This window comes from Dyadobacter endophyticus, from assembly GCF_014641595.1.
Lineage (GTDB): Bacteria > Bacteroidota > Bacteroidia > Cytophagales > Spirosomataceae > Dyadobacter > Dyadobacter endophyticus.
On the sequence record NZ_BMIA01000005.1, the window covers coordinates 231,529 to 248,869 of the forward strand.

15 protein-coding genes are annotated in these 17,341 nt (G+C 49.7%); 8 read left to right on the top strand and 7 right to left on the bottom strand.

Going from position 1 to position 17,341, the window contains the following annotated elements:
- Positions 1-52 precede the first annotated feature (52 nt).
- Positions 53-496, top strand: coding sequence for an RrF2 family transcriptional regulator (locus tag IEY24_RS27905; RefSeq protein WP_188938577.1), 444 nt, complete (start codon positions 53-55; stop codon positions 494-496).
- Here the strand turns inward: IEY24_RS27905 and IEY24_RS27910 are convergent.
- The 6 genes from IEY24_RS27910 to dctA form a co-directional block, all read right to left on the bottom strand.
- On the bottom strand, positions 488-2,122 hold the full coding sequence (locus tag IEY24_RS27910) for a hypothetical protein (protein ID WP_188938578.1): 1,635 nt from the start codon (positions 2,120-2,122) through the stop codon (positions 488-490). The genes IEY24_RS27905 and IEY24_RS27910 overlap by 9 nt on opposite strands.
- Before the next feature lie 4 nt (positions 2,123-2,126).
- Positions 2,127-3,074 (bottom strand): glycosyltransferase, encoded by a 948-nt coding sequence (locus IEY24_RS27915; protein WP_188938579.1) that lies wholly within the window; start codon positions 3,072-3,074, stop codon positions 2,127-2,129.
- Between the two features lie 54 nt (positions 3,075-3,128).
- The gene (locus IEY24_RS27920; RefSeq protein ID WP_188938580.1) at positions 3,129-4,205 is read right to left on the bottom strand and encodes an NAD-dependent epimerase/dehydratase family protein; all 1,077 of its coding nucleotides are present in this window, start codon (positions 4,203-4,205) and stop codon (positions 3,129-3,131) included.
- 240 nt (positions 4,206-4,445) lie between these two features.
- A complete protein-coding gene (locus tag IEY24_RS27925) occupies positions 4,446-4,700 on the bottom strand; it encodes a hypothetical protein (RefSeq protein ID WP_188938581.1) in 255 nt (84 codons plus the stop codon).
- A 77-nt stretch (positions 4,701-4,777) separates the two neighbouring features.
- Positions 4,778-6,511, bottom strand: a complete 1,734-nt coding sequence (locus IEY24_RS27930) for a M3 family oligoendopeptidase (RefSeq protein ID WP_188938582.1) — start codon at positions 6,509-6,511, stop codon at positions 4,778-4,780.
- A 33-nt stretch (positions 6,512-6,544) separates the two neighbouring features.
- Positions 6,545-7,816, bottom strand: a complete 1,272-nt coding sequence (gene dctA, locus IEY24_RS27935; RefSeq protein WP_188938583.1) for a C4-dicarboxylate transporter DctA — start codon at positions 7,814-7,816, stop codon at positions 6,545-6,547.
- A 213-nt stretch (positions 7,817-8,029) separates the two neighbouring features.
- Here dctA and IEY24_RS27940 point away from each other — a divergent pair, with 213 nt between their 5' ends.
- The 6 genes from IEY24_RS27940 to IEY24_RS27965 all read left to right on the top strand — a co-directional run bounded on the left by IEY24_RS27940 (position 8,030) and on the right by IEY24_RS27965 (position 15,034).
- The gene (locus IEY24_RS27940; protein ID WP_188938584.1) at positions 8,030-8,377 is read left to right on the top strand and encodes a DUF6686 family protein; all 348 of its coding nucleotides are present in this window, start codon (positions 8,030-8,032) and stop codon (positions 8,375-8,377) included.
- A gap of 8 nt (positions 8,378-8,385) precedes the next feature.
- Complete coding sequence (locus tag IEY24_RS27945; protein ID WP_188938585.1) at positions 8,386-9,216, top strand: heme/hemin ABC transporter substrate-binding protein; 831 nt, start codon at positions 8,386-8,388, stop codon at positions 9,214-9,216.
- Positions 9,217-9,222: 6 nt separating this feature from the next.
- The gene (locus IEY24_RS27950; protein ID WP_188938586.1) at positions 9,223-10,329 is read left to right on the top strand and encodes a FecCD family ABC transporter permease; all 1,107 of its coding nucleotides are present in this window, start codon (positions 9,223-9,225) and stop codon (positions 10,327-10,329) included.
- Positions 10,326-11,120 (top strand): heme ABC transporter ATP-binding protein, encoded by a 795-nt coding sequence (locus tag IEY24_RS27955; protein ID WP_188938587.1) that lies wholly within the window; start codon positions 10,326-10,328, stop codon positions 11,118-11,120. Before IEY24_RS27950 ends, IEY24_RS27955 begins: the two co-directional genes overlap by 4 nt.
- Before the next feature lie 27 nt (positions 11,121-11,147).
- Complete coding sequence (locus IEY24_RS27960; protein ID WP_188938588.1) at positions 11,148-12,194, top strand: hemin-degrading factor; 1,047 nt, start codon at positions 11,148-11,150, stop codon at positions 12,192-12,194.
- A gap of 287 nt (positions 12,195-12,481) precedes the next feature.
- Positions 12,482-15,034 carry an adenosylcobalamin-dependent ribonucleoside-diphosphate reductase gene (locus tag IEY24_RS27965; protein ID WP_188938589.1) on the top strand — a complete coding sequence of 851 codons (2,553 nt, stop codon included), beginning with the start codon at positions 12,482-12,484 and terminating at the stop codon, positions 15,032-15,034.
- Between the two features lie 51 nt (positions 15,035-15,085).
- Here IEY24_RS27965 and purB read toward each other — a convergent pair whose 3' ends face one another.
- Complete coding sequence (gene purB / locus IEY24_RS27970) at positions 15,086-16,444, bottom strand: adenylosuccinate lyase (protein WP_188938590.1); 1,359 nt, start codon at positions 16,442-16,444, stop codon at positions 15,086-15,088.
- Between the two features lie 154 nt (positions 16,445-16,598).
- On the opposite strand from purB, the gene IEY24_RS27975 reads away from it, so the two are divergent.
- The gene (locus tag IEY24_RS27975; RefSeq protein ID WP_188938591.1) at positions 16,599-17,339 is read left to right on the top strand and encodes an MIP/aquaporin family protein; all 741 of its coding nucleotides are present in this window, start codon (positions 16,599-16,601) and stop codon (positions 17,337-17,339) included.
- Positions 17,340-17,341: the final 2 nt, after the last annotated feature.

The window sequence follows — 17,341 nt, forward strand, 5'->3', positions numbered from 1 at the left end:
CAAATTATGTTTCATCTTTACGCTTGCTGACCCAAAAGTACATTGATCAACAATGATTTCGAAAAAAGCTAAATACGCTCTGAAGGCCCTCAAAGTTCTGGCGGAACAATATGGAAAGGGACCGGTACTGATCTCTTATATCGCTGAAAAAGAGAAGATTCCGAAAAAATTTCTCGAAGCGATCCTGCTCGACCTCCGAAATAACGGCGTGCTTCAAAGCCAGAAGGGCAAAGGCGGCGGCTACCTGTTGCGCGTCCCGCCTGCGGAAGTAAACTTTTCCAAGGTGCTGCGGATTATCGACGGCCCTATTGCACCCGCGCTTTGCGTTTCGATGTTTTTCTATGGCAAATGCGATGATTGCAAAGATGAAGAGACTTGCAGCCTGCGTACTGTGCTGGAAAGATGGAGAGATGCCAACCTCGCGGTACTGGACAAAACGACGCTGAGTGATCTGTTGCAGGCCGAAAGCACCGCCTCGACCGACATTCTATCGTAGAGTCGCCGCCCGGGGAACCGCCATGCGATCGTTGCGGACATACAATCGCACATCGTCGTATTCGCCGAGCAAAGTGTAATGATTACGGATATATTGATTCAACTCAGGGTAGCTTTCGATGCCCTGAGTTTTTTTGTCCTGTACCCAATGGCTGTTCTTGCCAACGGCGTCCAGCACAAATGCAGGCTGCGTCCGCCCGAGGTCCGATAGGTAGCGCTTGCGATAAGTATCGCGCATCGGATGCTCGAAAATCGAGCGCTCTGAGTGATTTTCAGCGGTGCCTTGCGCCAGCTGCGCCTCTACATAATAGGAACAGTTCCAGCCCCATACCACCATATAATCGCCTTCCTTCCGCCTTTTCAGGATTTCAGTCACTACCGGGCTCTCCTGCAACCTGGTCTTGCCCACAGAGTCGAAGGCATTCAGCCGCCGCTCTTTTACAAAATGGAGCGCATCGTAGCCGCCAAACCAGAGCATTATCACTGCCGGAAATGCAAACGACCAGGTTTCAACTGCCGACAGCCCGTAAGCAGCCAGTAATGTCCAGGGAATAATGCAGAAATTAAGATAATGTATAAAATCATTGCCCGACTTGGTAACCGCGTAAATGCTGGCCAGAATCAGAAGGATAATCGTAAACGGCACATGGAAATCCATTTTACCAGGCAGGTGGAGCCTTACTATCCTGACCAGTCCACTGACCATCGGAACTATTAAGGCCAGACTGAAAAACTGAAAGTCGGTGGATAATGCGATGATTTTGAAGAACTGCGAAGGAATGTCCAGAAAGCCCGCCCCACCTGCATAAATGGCATTGCCCAGCAGGTAAAAATCGATAAAATCGTCGAACACACCGAAGGACAGTGTGAATGCGAGAAAAAACAGTGGTATGGTGAGTCCGCCGAGGATCAATGCAATGGCAGATTTCCATTCATTATACCGCTGAAAACGCTGGAAAACGATCCAAAACGCCGACAATACGAGCACCGCGACGAGCGGTATGGCTTGCAGCTTACTGAACGGTACGGCTCCCGCTGCCAAACCCAGAAAATAGAGCCCGGACGTTGCCGGTGCCATTTTAGGATCGAGGCGCGAAAGTTGCCAGACGCAGTAGGCAAGCAGCAACACCGGAAGCTGCTCGCTCGAATAATGCACAAAATCGATTTCCTGCGTGAATGCCACGAAAAGCAGTGGTACAATGGAAATGCGCCGGGCGATAGCTGTTCCGAACCAGTTTTTAATGGAAGAAAAAAGCAAAAGCCATGCGCCAGCTACACATAGCAGCCCCATAAAGCGGGCAGAGCTGTAATCGAGCTGAAAACCAAATAATTTTGGAATAACAAGCAGATAATTGTCAAGGGGGCCTATCGTGGTCCCATCCACCGACCGCCAGTAAACCGGATCCTGAAAAAGTGTGATCGCGTGACTGAGCATCTGGCTCTCGTCCTGGTTGAGCTCGCGGTTGAAAACGATCACCGGCAAGCGCATGAACACGATCAGTATGACGCCCGTCAGCAGGTACGTGCGGGTCGATACTGATTTGTATTGTGAAGCAAGAATGACAAAACCCGCCAATAAGTAGCCTATAAGCCAGTATACAGGAGGAGAATTATCAAAACTGATCATACGACTAGCTAAAAGACTCTACTTTCTCGACGAAATCGCGGTAATGAACAGCAGGGATAAAATGTTGCTGCGAGCGATATTGTAGCACCATAAACACCAGAAATAGCGAAATCAGGAAAGATTGCAGCATGAGGATCATCAGCGTGCTGCCTAATGTCGACGCCCACCCTGGCGTTGCATTCCCGATTAGTTTCAGGAAAAGAATGAAGAATATGAAAGCAATGGCGATGCCCGACATGAATATCGAGAATATCAGGATACGGACCGCTGTGGTATCGACCATGACCGAAATAGCGCTCAAACCGTGCAATACCAGCGAAACGAAGTTCATTTTGCTCTCTCCCGCGAGCCTTTTGGCGCGGTTCGTGAGTACCGAATCGTAGGGTATCCGCGATTTGATAATGCCTCCCGGATAGTTGTTCCAGATTTCAGAAACGCGTACCAGGTTTTGCAAACGGCTTTGCGGTACAAGGCTGAAATTCCCGAAAGTAATCACCTTGCCTGTCAGCAGTTTGAAAATGTATTTGTAAATCACATAAAAGGACCGGAACAAAATGCCCTCGGTGCGCTTGTTACGCTCTGCAAAGATAATTTTACCGGGCTCCTCGATCGATCTGGCTGCCAACTTATTAATGTCCGCCGGTGCATCCTCTCCATCCGCATCCATCACGATCACCTTGTCGGTCTGCATATGTTCCGCTGCGTACGACAATCCGATCGCAATCGCTTTCTGGTGTCCGAGGTTACGGTATAGCCGCAACACTTTCAGCTCCTTGCCGCCAAAAGCAGCAAATGGCTCGGTTCTCAGGCGGGAGGAGCAGTCGTCCACGATGAGCAGCGTAGTATTTTGAAGGATCGGGGTATCTAAATCCGCATTAATCTTTTCTATCAGCAGATTCAGCGCCTCCCAGTCATTGAATTGGGGTATAATAATGACGTAATTTTCTGGCATGGGAGAGAGTTACGAAAGCCTCCGGGAGGTTATTCCGGAGGCTTTAGATGTAATTTATACCGTTTTTACTCCTAGTCGGGAAGAGATCCCGTCGTGGATTTGCGTAAGCGTTTCCGTCAGGCCGTATTCCCAGTTCCAATCCGGGTAATGCGACTTGAATTTCGAAAGGTCGCTTACATACCAGATGTGGTCACCAATGCGGTTGGTTTCCGAATAAGAGTAAGAAAGTTTGTTTCCGGTAATCTGCTCACACAATGCGATGGCTTCGAGCATCGAGCAGTTAGCAAAACGGCCACCGCCGGCGTTGTAAACTTCGCCCGGGCGCGGGTTTTGGTAATAATGCCAGAACATGTTCACCAGGTCGTGGCTGTGGATATTATCGCGAACCTGCTTGCCTTTGTAACCGAAAATCGTGTAATGTGTTCCGGTAATGGCACATTTCATCAGGTAAGCCAGGAAGCCGTGCAACTGCGCACCGGAGTGGTTAGGGCCCGTAAGGCATCCTCCTCGGAAAACAGCCGTTTTCATACCGAAATAGCGGCCATATTCCTGCACCATAATGTCGGCAGCGACTTTGGAAGCCCCGAAAATCGAGTGTTTCGTATGATCGATGCTGTGGCTTTCGTCGATACCGTTTTCGAAATACGGGTGGTTCTCGTCGATTTCCCAGCGGGTTTCTAGCTCTACCAATGGCAGGTAATTGGGGTTATCCCCGTAAACCTTGTTGGTAGAAGTGAAAATGAACACTGCCTCGGGTGCGTGCAAGCGGGTCATTTCCAGCATATTCAATGTACCAACCGCATTCACGCCGAAGTCGGTGAACGGCTCGCGAGCCGCCCAGTCGTGGCTTGGCTGCGCTGCGGCGTGGACGATCATTTTGATGTCCGTTCCGTACTCTTTGAAAATGGGTTCGAGCTGGCTCACCTCGCGAATGTCCGCCGAATAGTGTTTATAGTTGCCAAACGCCTCTTCGATACGGTTCCGGTTCCATTCGGTATTTCCGTCCGCGCCGAAGAAGTATTGGCGAAGGTTATTATCGACTCCGATGACCAGATCAAACTTGCCAGCCAAAAAAGCAACCGATTCACTTCCAATTAGTCCGGCAGAGCCGGTGACCAAAGCTATGTTCATGTTTTGAATACTTTTTAATCGCTTATTTCTTTCTAAAAATTTGGCTTCGCCCTGCCTCGAATACGTAAAGTAAATTAAAAATGTTCAATCGTCACAACTTCACTTAGTCAATGGGCAGAATCCAGAAGGATAATACGCGTAACCCGATATTAAAATTGTTCAATAACAGAGAAAACGGCGCAAAAAAAAGATATCCCCATTTCGTGGGGATATCTCGTATATTTTCTCAATGAATGGTTGCTATTCTTTTACCAGCGAGCTAGGAATTTTACCACCGTAAAGTTTCGCACGGATATCGTTTACGCGGGCATCCAGCTCAGGCTTCGCATCATACTTGAATGACATCTGACGTGGCAGGGAATCTGGGCTTACGCCATATACCCACTCGTTACCGGCATTCACGTCTTTCTGGTCCTTGCGGTTGAACCGTTGGTATTCGCAAGAAGAAAGAAGCACCACACACGCAACAAAAGCAACTATTTTATTGAATTTCATTTCTTTGATCGTTCATAGTATTGTGCGCAAAAATAGCCGCCAATTTCATAACCACCAAATTGCGGGCCGTTGAAATATTATTTTTTTAATTCGGCCAGTTCATCCCGTACAAACTGCATCAGCTCAGCAATATGCCGCTCTGAGAAATCGAACGGAATGTTGGCCGCCTGGTAAATTTCGCCGATGGTAGCGGTATAGCCCAATTTCAACGCGTCCAGGTAGCCTTTCAGGCCTTTCGCCGGATCCTGGCGGTAGTTTTTCCAAACACCGATCGCCCCGAGCTGCGCGATACCGTATTCAATATAATAGAACGGCACTTCATAAATGTGCAACTGGCGCTGCCACAAGTACTTTTTGAAGTTTTCCAATCCCGACCAGTCCATGACCGAATCCGTAAATTCCTCGTAAATACCCGTCCACGCCTCGGTGCGCTGCTCCGGTGTGTGCTGCGGGTTTTCGTACATCCAATGCTGGAACTTATCCACCGTCGCCACCCAGGGGAGCGTTTCGATGATCGATTCCAGGTGCGTGATCTTGGCGCGTTTCAAATCTTCTTCATTTTCAAAGAACTCATCCCAGAAATCCATCGTGATCAGCTCCATCGACATGGAGGCCAGTTCCGCCACTTCCGAAGGCGTATGCTTGAACGAATTCAGCGCCAGGTCGCGCGTCACGAGCGAATGTACCGCGTGCCCACCCTCGTGCAGGAGCGTAACCATGTCGCGCAGGTTCGAAGTCGCGTTCATGAAGATAAACGGTACACCGATTTCGTCGAGCGGATAGTTATAACCACCCGGCGCCTTGCCCTTCCGTGATTCCAGGTCGAGGTGCTTCATGGTTTTCATAATGCGCAGGCAATCGCCCAGGAACGGATCCAGGCGTGAGAAAGCACGGATTGTTTTGTCCAAAAGCTCTTCGCCCGTTTCAAATGGCTTCAAAGGCGCCAATCCTTTGGGATCAACCTTCGTATCCCACGGACGGAGCTCGCTTACCTGCAATGCAGCTTTCCGTTCCGCTGCCATTTCATTCAAAATAGGCACAACCGCCTTTTTCACCGAGCCGTGAAAATTGAAACAGTCCTGCGGGGTGTAATCGAAACGGCCCATTGCCGCAAACATATAATCGCGGTAGTTGCTGAAACCGGCATTACGGCCTATGGTATCGCGCAGGGCGACGAGTTTGTTCAGCAGATCGTCCAGCTTGCCGTGATCTTCATAACGGCGTCCGCTAATGGCACGCCAGGCCTCCTCCCGCACATTGCGGTCGGTAGACTGCAGGCGGTCGGCGGCACGCTGCAATGTCATCTCCTCGCCATCGAGCGTGACGGTCATAGCACCGGCGATAGCGCCATATTTGCGCTCTTCGGTCTGCATTTCGGTGATTACCGGGATATTTTCTTCACGGAAAATCTCGATCGCCTTTTTCATGCCCCGCAACGTGACTGTGAAACCGGGCTCGGTCAGCTCGCCGAGGAACGGGTTCTCGACAATTTTCTTATCGAGCGCATTACCATATTCCGCCAGTTTCGGCTGGATTTCCGTGATAAAAAATTGCAATGCATTGATCAGGCCGGTATTGGCTGTATCGCAAGTTTGGCGGATGTAGCGCCATGCAAAATTTTCGGAAAGGTAGGATTCAATCTCGCTGCGGTCCGAGAACCACTGTTTCAAATCTTCCAACGAGTTGATTTCCCTGTTTTTCAAATTTTCGAAGAAAGGCTGAACATCATCCCATTTCTTCAAATCAAATTCTTCGCCAATAAAAGGCCGTTTCGCCCGGCTCGGTATATGAAGTGTTTTCTGATTGGACATATAAAAGGTACTTTATTAAAAACTCAAATTAAATTACAATTTCGTCTGTTCCGGCTGCGTCACATCACTCAAATTATCCGTCACTACATTCTCCGTCTCCTGAATATTATTAAACGCGTATTCCATTTTACTGCGATCAAACTCTTTTTCATTATTCGCGAGCCAGATCGTAGCTACGCCGTTGCCGATGAAATTGGTGATCGCGCGGGCCTCGGACATGAAACGGTCGACACCGAGAAGAAGTGCCAGTCCTTCGACCGGGATTACTTTAATGGCCGTCAATGTCGAGGCCAGGACGACGAAACCGCTACCTGTCACACCCGCGGCACCTTTTGAAGTGACCATCAGAATACCGATCAGCGAAAATATCTGGCCTATATTCAAATGCACATTAAAAACCTGCGCGAGGAAGATGGTCGCCATCGAGAGGTAAATGGTCGTCCCGTCGAGGTTGAAGGAATATCCTGCCGGTACCACAAGCCCGACGACTGGTTTGGAGCAGCCCATTCGTTGCAGTTTGTCCATTAATGAAGGTAACCCTGCTTCGGAAGAGGAGGTCCCGAGCACGATCAGCAGTTCTTCACGGATGTATTTCAAAAAACGCCACAGGCTAATTTTGTAAGTCCGCAAAATCAATCCTAAAACTCCAAAAATGAATACCGCCATCGTCGCATACACGGTACCCATGAGCTTTGCAAGCGGTAACAGGGTGTCGATACCATATTTACCAATGGTGAACGCCATGCCGCCGAATGCACCGATGGGCGCGAAAATCATGACGAGGTGCAGGGCTTTGAAAACATATTTGGACACAAAATTCAACCCGTCGATAATACGCTGCTTGGCTTCAATACGGCTCAGTACCGAACCGAATACTAGCGCAAAAAGCAAAACCTGCAACGTCACATTGTCGAAGAAAAATTGCAGCCAGCTGAAATCGTGCGCTTTGCCGGCATATTTAGAAATATCCCCTTTTTGTAGCGAATCGGTAACCACGCCTTCGCCCGGACGGATGATGTTGGCGACAATAATCCCCACGACAAGAGCGAGGGTCGTTACCACTTCGAAATAGAGCAATGCTTTGGCACCTACCTTGCCCACCTTTTTCAGGTCGCCCATTCCGACGATGCCCAGCGTGATAGTCAGGAAGATGATCGGATTGATAAAAAGCTTCACTACCGAAATGAAACCTTCGCCCAGAAATTTCATTTCAACCGCCTGGTCGGGCAAATAATGACCGAGCAATGCGCCTGCGGTAATGGCCGTCAGGACCCAGAAGGTCAGATTGGTAACAAGCTTTTTCAACGGCGTTCAGATATAGGAATGAAACAGTTCGTATCGGGTGTCACCCACAATCAGTTGGGCAACCTATCAATTTACAATAATAAGAAGTCTGGCAGACGATTCCGGGAAGGCAGAAGTAAATTTTTAATATCTATTTATACTTGGTCTAAATTAATACCATATATTTGCCTCAGATAAATGCCTGGCATTAATATCCATGATCATCAAGAGGCTATGCAAGAGGATTCGCATTCATACAACTCATTACGGATTTTGAGCCACACGGGCAAAGGCTACATCGGACAGTGTAATTGCTGCACGCATTTCAATTTCGCCTATGGTAACGTGCTTTTTGTATTTACAGAGGACGGTTTGAGGGGTTTTCAATCCATTTTGTATGATCAATACCACCTCCATGACCTCGACGAAGCACTTCCCAACGGCAAAACCCATTTGTTACCATCGCCCATCCCGAACTTCATGCTCTCTTTCGACGATACCGAGTTGGAGGAGATCAGGACGATGTTCCAGGAAGCGCTGCTGGTTTTGGAAGTGGATAAAATATTTTCCTTTAAAAAGTAAAACCTGAAATGCAGCCCATTCCGAGATTCTATATCTGTTTAATACTAACCCTTTTCACGGCTGGGACCGGTAATGCGAAAGCACTCCGGATCGTGTCCGCGAACGGGACATTGAGTGAAATCCTGGTCGGGCTTGGCCTGGAAAAACAGATCGTAGGCGTGGATGTGACGAGTACCTACCCCGCCTCTCTGGAAAAACTTCCGAAGATCGGGCATAACCGCAGCATTGCGGCCGAGGGTATTCTCGCATTGAACCCCGACGTGATCGTTTACACCGACCAGAGCATGCTTTCGCCGGCAGTGGTGAAGCAACTCAATAGCAGCGGCAAAAAACTGGTCGCATTCAAGCATGAATATTCCAAAGAGGGCACTATCCGGCTCATCCGTGAGGTCGGGGCTTATTTCAATGCCCATGCACAGGCCGAGAAAATGGTCAAAGCATTACAGGCCGACCTGGCGAAAATCCCCGCGCCGGCCAATCCGAAAAAATTACTCTTCATCTACGCACGCGGAACAGGCACGCTGATGGTTTCAGGCAGCGGCACTTCACTGGACAAAATGTTTGCATTGACCGGTCACAAGAATGCAGTAAGCGGCTTTACTGATTTCAAACCGCTTACTGCCGAATCGCTCATTACCGCCAACCCGGATGTACTCGTACTGTTTTCCAGTGGTCTCGAAAGTCTCGAAGGCATGGACGGCCTCCTGAAAGTACCGGGCGTGGCGAATACCAATGCCGGAAGAAACCGAAAGATTGTGACCATGGACGGCCAGCTCCTAACCGGTTTCGGGCCCCGGCTTGGCAAAGCGGCCATTGAACTTTCCCTAAAAGTAAAGTAACGGGCAATGCTGACAGAAACTTTAAACGAGCTGGAAACGACGAAGGAGGAAACCTTCCAGAAACACTTTTTGCCTTCCTCAACGGGCAAGATGGTGTGGATATTGGGCTTGGTCCTGCTGGCCTGCGTTATTTTCTCCGCCTGCACAGGCGCTTTGCCCATTTCGGTAAGCGAACTTTGGCAAATCATCGCGTTCAAACTCGGCTGGATTGCCGAAACGGGGGTCGAGGAACAGAAATCGATTGTTTTCTGGATCATCCGGTTGCCCCGCGTATGCCTCGCCGTGCTCATCGGCGCCGCATTAGGCATCGCAGGCGCGTCGTTACAGGGACTTTTCCGCAACCCCATCGCCGACGCCACGCTCATTGGTGTCACTTCCGGCGCGTCCCTTTTTGCCGTTTTCGTCATTATGCTCAACGTTAGATATTTCGGAATGCTGAACGAGCTCGCCGGCGCGTACAGCATTTCGTTTGTCGCTTTCCTCGGCGCAGCATTCACCACATTATTGGTATACCAGCTTTCCAAAGTCACCGGAGAGGGCGGGGTGACCACATTATTGCTTTGCGGGATCGCGATCAATGCGTTCGTGGGCGCGATGACGGGCCTGATGACCTACCTCGCCGACGACGCCCAGCTTCGGAGCATTACTTTCTGGAATCTCGGCAGCCTCGGCGGGGCCAGCTGGACGTCGGTAATGGCCGTGGCACCATTCGTAGCCATTTCACTCATTTTCATGCCCTACCTTTCCAAGGCACTGAACCTGCTTGTGCTCGGCGAAAGCCAGGCGGCCAGCCTCGGCGTGAATATGAGATCGTTGAAGCAAAAGGTGATCATCCTCGCAACCATGGGCGTAGGCGCTTCAGTGGCCGTTGCGGGGACGATCGGCTTTGTCGGACTGGTGGTACCGCACATTATACGCACGTTGTTCGGACCCAATCACCGGACACTGATCATCGGATCGGCACTTTCAGGGGCCATTGTACTTACATTGGCCGACACCCTCTCCCGCACCATCGTAGCGCCGTCGGAACTCCCGATCGGCATTCTCACGGCGATGCTCGGCACCCCGTTCTTCATATATATTTTGTGGGAACAAAAACGGAAACGGCTATGATCCATGTACGCAACGCCGGTTTTGAGGTACGGGGCAGAAAATTGCTTGAAGATGTCAGCTTTTCTGCCAAATGCGGTGAATTCTGGGCGATTGTGGGCGCTAATGGTGCTGGAAAATCCACATTGATTAAAGTGCTTTCTGCTGAACTGGGCACTACTTCCGGCTCGGTACTTTTCCATGACCGCGAACTTCGTAAGTACAAACTGAAAGAGCTCGCCAAAAAACGGGCCGTATTGTCTCAGCAAAATAACATTACGCTTTCGTTTACCTCGCAGGAGATTGTGCTGATGGGCCGTTACCCCTTTTATGACGCCGACCCTGCGCAGCGCGACCTGGCGATCGTAGATAAATGCCTAAAAAAGGTTGGTATAGGTCATTTGAAAAGTCGGTTGTACCCGACGCTCTCCGGTGGCGAGCAGCAGCGCGTGCAGCTCGCTAGGGCGCTCGCGCAGGTATGGGAGATTGAAAACGGGCTCTTGCTTCTCGACGAGCCGACCACGGGAATGGATCTTTTCCACCAGTACGAGACTTTTCAACTGGCAAAAGAGCTTACGCGCAAAAATCTCGCCGTAATTGCCGTGATACACGACCTGAACCAGGCGTTACAATATGCCGACCGTGTACTGATGCTGAAAAACGGGTGCACACATGCCATCGGACCGCCTGAAAGTGTGCTCACCGAGCAGACTATCCAGGAAGCATTCGGGTTGCCGGTGCAGATTATCCAGCCCGAAATGACGCCCTACCCGGTAATTGTGCCGAACGTAGCGCCTGTTTACCATATACCCTGATTCATAACTACTTAATACTAACAAGACATGAAGTCGACCCTTTCACCCGAAAGAACTGAATTGAAAGAACGTTGGGCTGATTACAAGCTCGCCAATCCCAAAACGCGCATCCGCGATGCCGCGAAAGCGCTCGATACGTCGGAAGCCGAGCTCCTTGCCACTGGTCTGGGGGAAAATGTACAGCTGCTCGACGGCGATTTCAGAGACCTGATCAAAGAAGTTGGCTCGCTCGGGCACGTGATGGCGCTTACGCGCAATGAGCATGTGGTACACGAGCGTAAGGGCGTTTATGAGAAGATATCTTTCAATAACCACGTCGGGCTGGTACTCGGCGAGGATATTGATCTCCGCTTGTTTCTTGGCGACTGGAAATTCGGGTTCGCGGTTTCAGAAAACGACCGTTTCAGTTTGCAATTCTTCAACAGCTTTGGCGAGGCCGCACACAAAATTTACCTCACCGAGAAAAGCAATAAGGAGGCATATGACGCATTGGTTATCAAATACCTGGCGGCCGACCAGGATGTGAAGTTGTTTGTTAACGAAAAAACCGAAAAGGCGGCCGAGCCCGAAGAACCGGCAAACCTCGATAAGGCCGCATTCCAACAAGAATGGCTCGCATTGAAAGACACCCACGACTTCTTCACACTGCTGCGCAAGTACAAGCTTTCGAGAAAGCAGGCATTGCGCAACGCGCCGGAAGGTTATGCCCACCGTATTAAGACCGAAAGCATGAAACCGCTTTTCGATGCAATTTCGGAGACGGGGTTGCCGATCATGGTGTTTGTTTCCAACCCCAACTGCATTCAGATCCACACAGGCCCCATCAGCAAAATATTCGTCATGGGCCCGTGGCTGAATATCATGGACCCCGAGTTCAACCTGCATTTACGCGAAGACGCGATTGACGAGGCATGGGTAGTAAGGAAACCAACCGAGGACGGTATTGTGACCGGTATCGAGCTCATCGACAAGGATGGTGTGATGTTCAACCAGTTCTTCGGTAAGCGCAAGCCTGGCATTCCGGAACTGGCCGAATGGCCCGCGCTGATCGCACAGCATTCGCTGCCACTTTGACCGGGAAAGCATTCATACCAACGATTTAAGATTAAATTTCGCCATAGTAATTAAAAATTGCCGGTCTCGAATGAGCCGGTTTTTTTTGTAAATTAAAATTCCATATAAATGCATAAGAGAAAAATAAATTTGCAAACAATTTCAACCACAAAAAATATCAACTATCTAATTATCAATATTTTAAATAATATATTCTGCAAACTTTTCTAAATTTTAATTTCCATAAACCCTTCAAAATATTTACATTTGAATATACAAAACTCAGCAATCTTCCCTGACGCCATCTAATGGAAACCATAAAATCTTCACAATCAGAAAGAACCTACACAGCCGATGAAGCCTTTCAGGCCTCGCTGGAATATTTCAAAGGCGACGACCTTGCCGCACGGGTTTGGGTTAATAAATATGCCTTGAAAGATTCGTTCGGAGCGATCTATGAAGCAACGCCGGACGACATGCACCGCCGCATTGCTTCGGAAATCGCGCGCATCGAACAGCGCTATCCGAACCCGCTGAGTGAAACAGAGGTTTTCGACCTGATCAAGGATTTTAAATACATCATCCCGCAGGGCAGTCCGATGACCGGCATTGGTAACCCTTACCAGATTGCCTCGCTCTCGAATTGCTTCGTGATCGGCAATAACGGCGAATCGGATTCCTATGGCGGCATTATGAAGATCGACCAGGAGCAGGTACAGCTCATGAAACGCCGCGGCGGCGTGGGGCACGACCTCTCGCATATCCGTCCGAAAGGCTCGCCCGTGAAAAACTCGGCACTCACTTCGACCGGTATCGTGCCGTTTATGGAGCGCTTCTCCAATTCTACCCGCGAAGTGGCGCAGGATGGCCGCAGGGGCGCATTAATGCTTTCGGTAGCCATTAAGCACCCGGATTCCGAGGATTTCATCGATGCCAAAATGGAGCAAGGCAAGGTTACCGGCGCCAACGTTTCGGTACGGATCGACGACGCGTTTATGAAGGCGGTCGATTCCGGAACGAGCTATCGCCAGCAGTATCCGATCAAAAGCGATAATCCGTCCCACATCAAGGACATCGACGCGACGGCGCTTTGGAAGAAAATCGTTCATAATGCGTGGCAATCCGCCGAACCGGGCATTTTGTTCTGGGACACGATCATCCGCGAATCCGTTCCCGATTGCTATGCAGACCTGGGTTACCAGACCATTTCAACCAATCCATGCGGCGAAATCCCGCTTTGTGCCTACGACTCTTGCCGTTTGCTGGCTATTAACCTGTTTTCTTACGTCGAAAATCCGTTCACGGACAAGGCGAAGTTCAACTGGGACCTTTTCAAAAAGCATATTGCAGCGGCGCAGCGCATGATGGACGACATCATCGACCTCGAACTTGAAAAGATTGACGCGATCCTTCAAAAAATCGATGAAGATCCGGAAGACACCGAGGTGAAACGCGTGGAGCGCAATCTCTGGCTGAATATCCAGACAAAGGCCAATGAAGGCCGCCGGACAGGTATTGGTATCACTGCCGAAGGCGACATGCTCGCCGCATTAGGCCTGCGCTACGGAAGCAACGAGGGCAATGCATTTGCCGTTGAAATTCACAAAACCGTTGCACTCGAAGCTTACCGCGGGTCCGTTCACACTGCCAAAGAAAGAGGGGCATTTTCCATTTTTGATTCGGCAAGGGAGCAAAACAACCCTTTTATCCTTCGCCTGAAAGAGGCGGACGCACAGCTTTATTACGAAATGCTGGAATACGGTCGCCGGAACATCGCATTGCTAACGATCGCCCCGACGGGAACGACCAGCCTGATGTCACAAACGACCTCGGGGATCGAACCGGTTTTCCTTCCGGTTTACAAGAGAAGAAGGAAGGTCAATCCAAATGACAAGGACGTTCGTGTGGATTTTGTGGACGAGGTGGGCGATTCATGGGAGGAATATGTTGTTTTCCATCATCGTTTCAAGCAATGGATGGAGGTAAATGGCCTGGATATCAGCAAAAATTACGCTCAGAAAGAGCTGGATGAACTCGTCAGGAAATCGCCCTACTACAAAGCGACTTCGAATGATGTGGATTATCTTAAAAAGGTAAAAATGCAGGGTGCCATCCAGCAATGGGTCGATCACTCGATCAGTGTGACGATCAACATGCCTAACGACGTGACCGAGGAGTTGGTAGGTGAATGCTACATGGAGGCCTGGAAGGCGGGTTGCAAAGGCGTTACTGTTTACCGCGACGGCTCGCGCTCCGGTGTGTTGATTGCCAATACAGAGAAAAAAGAGGAGTTGCAGGAAGGTGTCCCAGCACCATTCCCTACCGAGCGCCCGCAAACGCTCGAAGCCGACGTAGTGCGTTTTCAAAATAAAAAAGACAAATGGATCGCGTTCATCGGCCTGATCGACGGACGCCCTTATGAGATCTTTACTGGTTTCGCGGACGATGAAGACGGGATTCTGATTCCACGCTGGGTGAACGAGGGCCTGATTATTAAAAACCGTGAAGCCGACGGCAGCTCCCGTTATGATTTTCAATACAAAAACACCCGGGGCTACAAGACGACAATCGAAGGGTTGTCTTACAAATTCAATCCCGAATATTGGAACTATGCCAAATTGATTTCCAGCACATTACGCCACGGAATGCCCATCGAAAAAGTGGTAGACCTGATCAGCAGTCTGCAACTCGACGAGGCGATCAATACCTGGAAGGCCGGTGTGGCGCGCGCGTTGAAACGTTATATTCCCGACGGTACCGAAGCCGCCAAACAAAAATGCCAGAATTGCGGGTCCACAAACCTGCTATACCAGGAGGGTTGCCTGACTTGCAAGGATTGCGGCTCGTCGAAGTGCGGGTGAGGGGAATAATTTTAAATGATTAACCGGGTCGCTGGCGACCCGGTTAATCATTTAAAACGTGTTGTCTTCTACAACGCCCAGGTAGTTGAATGGGCTCAATGCACGAAGTTCTTCGCGTATTTTTTCCGACACGTCCAGCGTTTCGATAAAACGAGAAATAGAGTCGTGAGTGATTTTTTCGTTGGTGCGCGTCAGTTCTTTCAATGCCTCGTAAGGTTTTGGATAGCTTTCGCGGCGGAGAATGGTCTGGATGGCCTCGGATACTACGGCCCAGTTTTCTTCCAGCTCTGCTTTCAATGCCTCTCCATTCAATTCCACTTTACCCAGGCCTTTAAGAAGTGAGTTCAAGGCAATGGCCAAATGCGCAATTGGTACGCCAATGTTACGAAGTACAGTAGAGTCGGTAAGGTCGCGTTGCAGACGGGAAATCGGTAATTTGGCCGCGAAATGCTCGAACAATGCCGACGCCAGCCCCAGGTTACCTTCCGAATTTTCGAAATCGATCGGGTTCACTTTATGCGGCATCGCCGATGAACCTACTTCGCCGGCTTTAATTTTCTGTTTGAAATAACCCATTGAAATGTACGTCCACATATCCCGGTTAAGGTCGGTGAGGATCGTGTTCAGGCGTTTCAAACAGTCGAAAGTAGCGGCCAGGTTGTCGTAGTGCTCGATCTGCGTCGTATGGCGGCTTCTTTTCAGACCCAATCCTTCCACAAAATGGTGGCCGAATGCCATCCAGTCCTGTTTCGGATAAGCCACGTGGTGCGCGTTAAAGTTACCGGTCGCACCGCCGAATTTCGCCGAATGCGGGATTTTATCAAGCATTTCGAGCTGGCGTTCCAGACGCTCCACAAAAACCAGGAATTCCTTACCCACCCGTGTAGGCGACGCAGGCTGCCCGTGCGTGAATGCCAGCATAGGTACATTCTTCCATTCGATGGACATCCTTTTCAGTACAAACAACACCTGACGGAACAATGGCTTGATCTGCCGCTCCATCGCATCTTTGAGCGATAATGGGATCGCCGTGTTGTTGATATCCTGCGAAGTAAGGCCGAAGTGAATAAACTCCTGGTATGACTCGATGCCCAGCTTTTCGAATTGCTCTTTGATAAAGTATTCGACAGCCTTCACATCGTGGTTGGTCACCTTTTCGATGTCCTTTATGTGCAGTGCGTCGGCTTCGCTGAAATCTTCATAGATCTTTCGCAGCGACGCATATTTTTTCTTGTCAAATTCTGATAACTGTGGCAGAGGGATTTCGCAGAGTGCTATGAAATATTCGATTTCCACATACACCCGGTAATAAATCAGGGCATATTCCGAGAAATACGCCGAAAGTTCAGACACTTGTTTGTAATAACGGCCATCAACGGGGGAGATCGCCGTAAGCTGATTTAATGACATGATTTTCAATACAAAAATTGATTATCAGGCAAAGTTAGCAGAATTCATGGTCCTAAAATGGTAAATCAGAAACGAAAAATTCTTTTTGGGATTGGAAATAGAAATTATAAAACTATTCGCATATTCGTTCACAAACCTTGATTAAACCAAACACATGCAGCCTTCACCTTTTATTGGAGAATTAGTCGGAACCATGGTTCTTATTTTACTTGGCAATGGCGTAGTTGCCAATGTCGTACTGAAGAAAACCAAGGGTGAAAGCTCCGGCTGGATCGTGATAACCGCGGGTTGGGCTTTCGCAGTAATGTTTGGTGTGTTCACAGCCAATGCATTCGGAAGCGCGGCGGCACATTTGAACCCGGCCGTTACGGTGGGTTTTGCGGTTCTCCAAAACGATTATAGCCTGATTTCAACTTTTATTCCCGCCCAGCTGATCGGCGCATTTCTTGGCGCTGTGCTGGTATGGCTGCAATATCTGCCCCACTGGAAGGCAACCGAAGACGGCGGGGCCAAACTAGCCTGTTTTTCAACAGATCCGGCCATCAGAAGCACCGGTGCCAATTTCCTAAGTGAATTTCTCGCTACTATTATTCTGATCGTCGGCATTGTGGCCATCGGCTACGCGGGCACGTCGGATCCCGAAAAAGGTGGTATACCGTCGGGTGTCGCACCCTACCTGGTCGGTATGCTCGTTTGGAGCATTGGTTTATCGCTCGGAGGAACGACAGGGTATGCGATCAATCCTGTGCGTGACCTTGGCCCGCGGATCGCCCACGCCATACTGCCTATTCCCAACAAAGGCAGCTCCGACTGGGGCTACGGCTGGATCCCCGTGGCGGCCCCCATTGTGGGAGCCATCATCGGCGGATTGATTCTTCGTAGCTTTTCTATGTAATT

Coding starts and splice junctions, on each gene's coding strand:
- IEY24_RS27905 (WP_188938577.1), top strand. CDS start 53: ATGATTTCGAAAAAAGCTAAATACGCTCTGAAGGCCCTCAAAGTTCTG.
- IEY24_RS27910 (WP_188938578.1), bottom strand. CDS start 2,122: ATGATCAGTTTTGATAATTCTCCTCCTGTATACTGGCTTATAGGCTAC.
- IEY24_RS27915 (WP_188938579.1), bottom strand. CDS start 3,074: ATGCCAGAAAATTACGTCATTATTATACCCCAATTCAATGACTGGGAG.
- IEY24_RS27920 (WP_188938580.1), bottom strand. CDS start 4,205: ATGAACATAGCTTTGGTCACCGGCTCTGCCGGACTAATTGGAAGTGAA.
- IEY24_RS27925 (WP_188938581.1), bottom strand. CDS start 4,700: ATGAAATTCAATAAAATAGTTGCTTTTGTTGCGTGTGTGGTGCTTCTT.
- IEY24_RS27930 (WP_188938582.1), bottom strand. CDS start 6,511: ATGTCCAATCAGAAAACACTTCATATACCGAGCCGGGCGAAACGGCCT.
- IEY24_RS27940 (WP_188938584.1), top strand. CDS start 8,030: ATGCAAGAGGATTCGCATTCATACAACTCATTACGGATTTTGAGCCAC.
- IEY24_RS27945 (WP_188938585.1), top strand. CDS start 8,386: ATGCAGCCCATTCCGAGATTCTATATCTGTTTAATACTAACCCTTTTC.
- IEY24_RS27950 (WP_188938586.1), top strand. CDS start 9,223: ATGCTGACAGAAACTTTAAACGAGCTGGAAACGACGAAGGAGGAAACC.
- IEY24_RS27955 (WP_188938587.1), top strand. CDS start 10,326: ATGATCCATGTACGCAACGCCGGTTTTGAGGTACGGGGCAGAAAATTG.
- IEY24_RS27960 (WP_188938588.1), top strand. CDS start 11,148: ATGAAGTCGACCCTTTCACCCGAAAGAACTGAATTGAAAGAACGTTGG.
- IEY24_RS27965 (WP_188938589.1), top strand. CDS start 12,482: ATGGAAACCATAAAATCTTCACAATCAGAAAGAACCTACACAGCCGAT.
- purB (WP_188938590.1), bottom strand. CDS start 16,444: ATGTCATTAAATCAGCTTACGGCGATCTCCCCCGTTGATGGCCGTTAT.
- IEY24_RS27975 (WP_188938591.1), top strand. CDS start 16,599: ATGCAGCCTTCACCTTTTATTGGAGAATTAGTCGGAACCATGGTTCTT.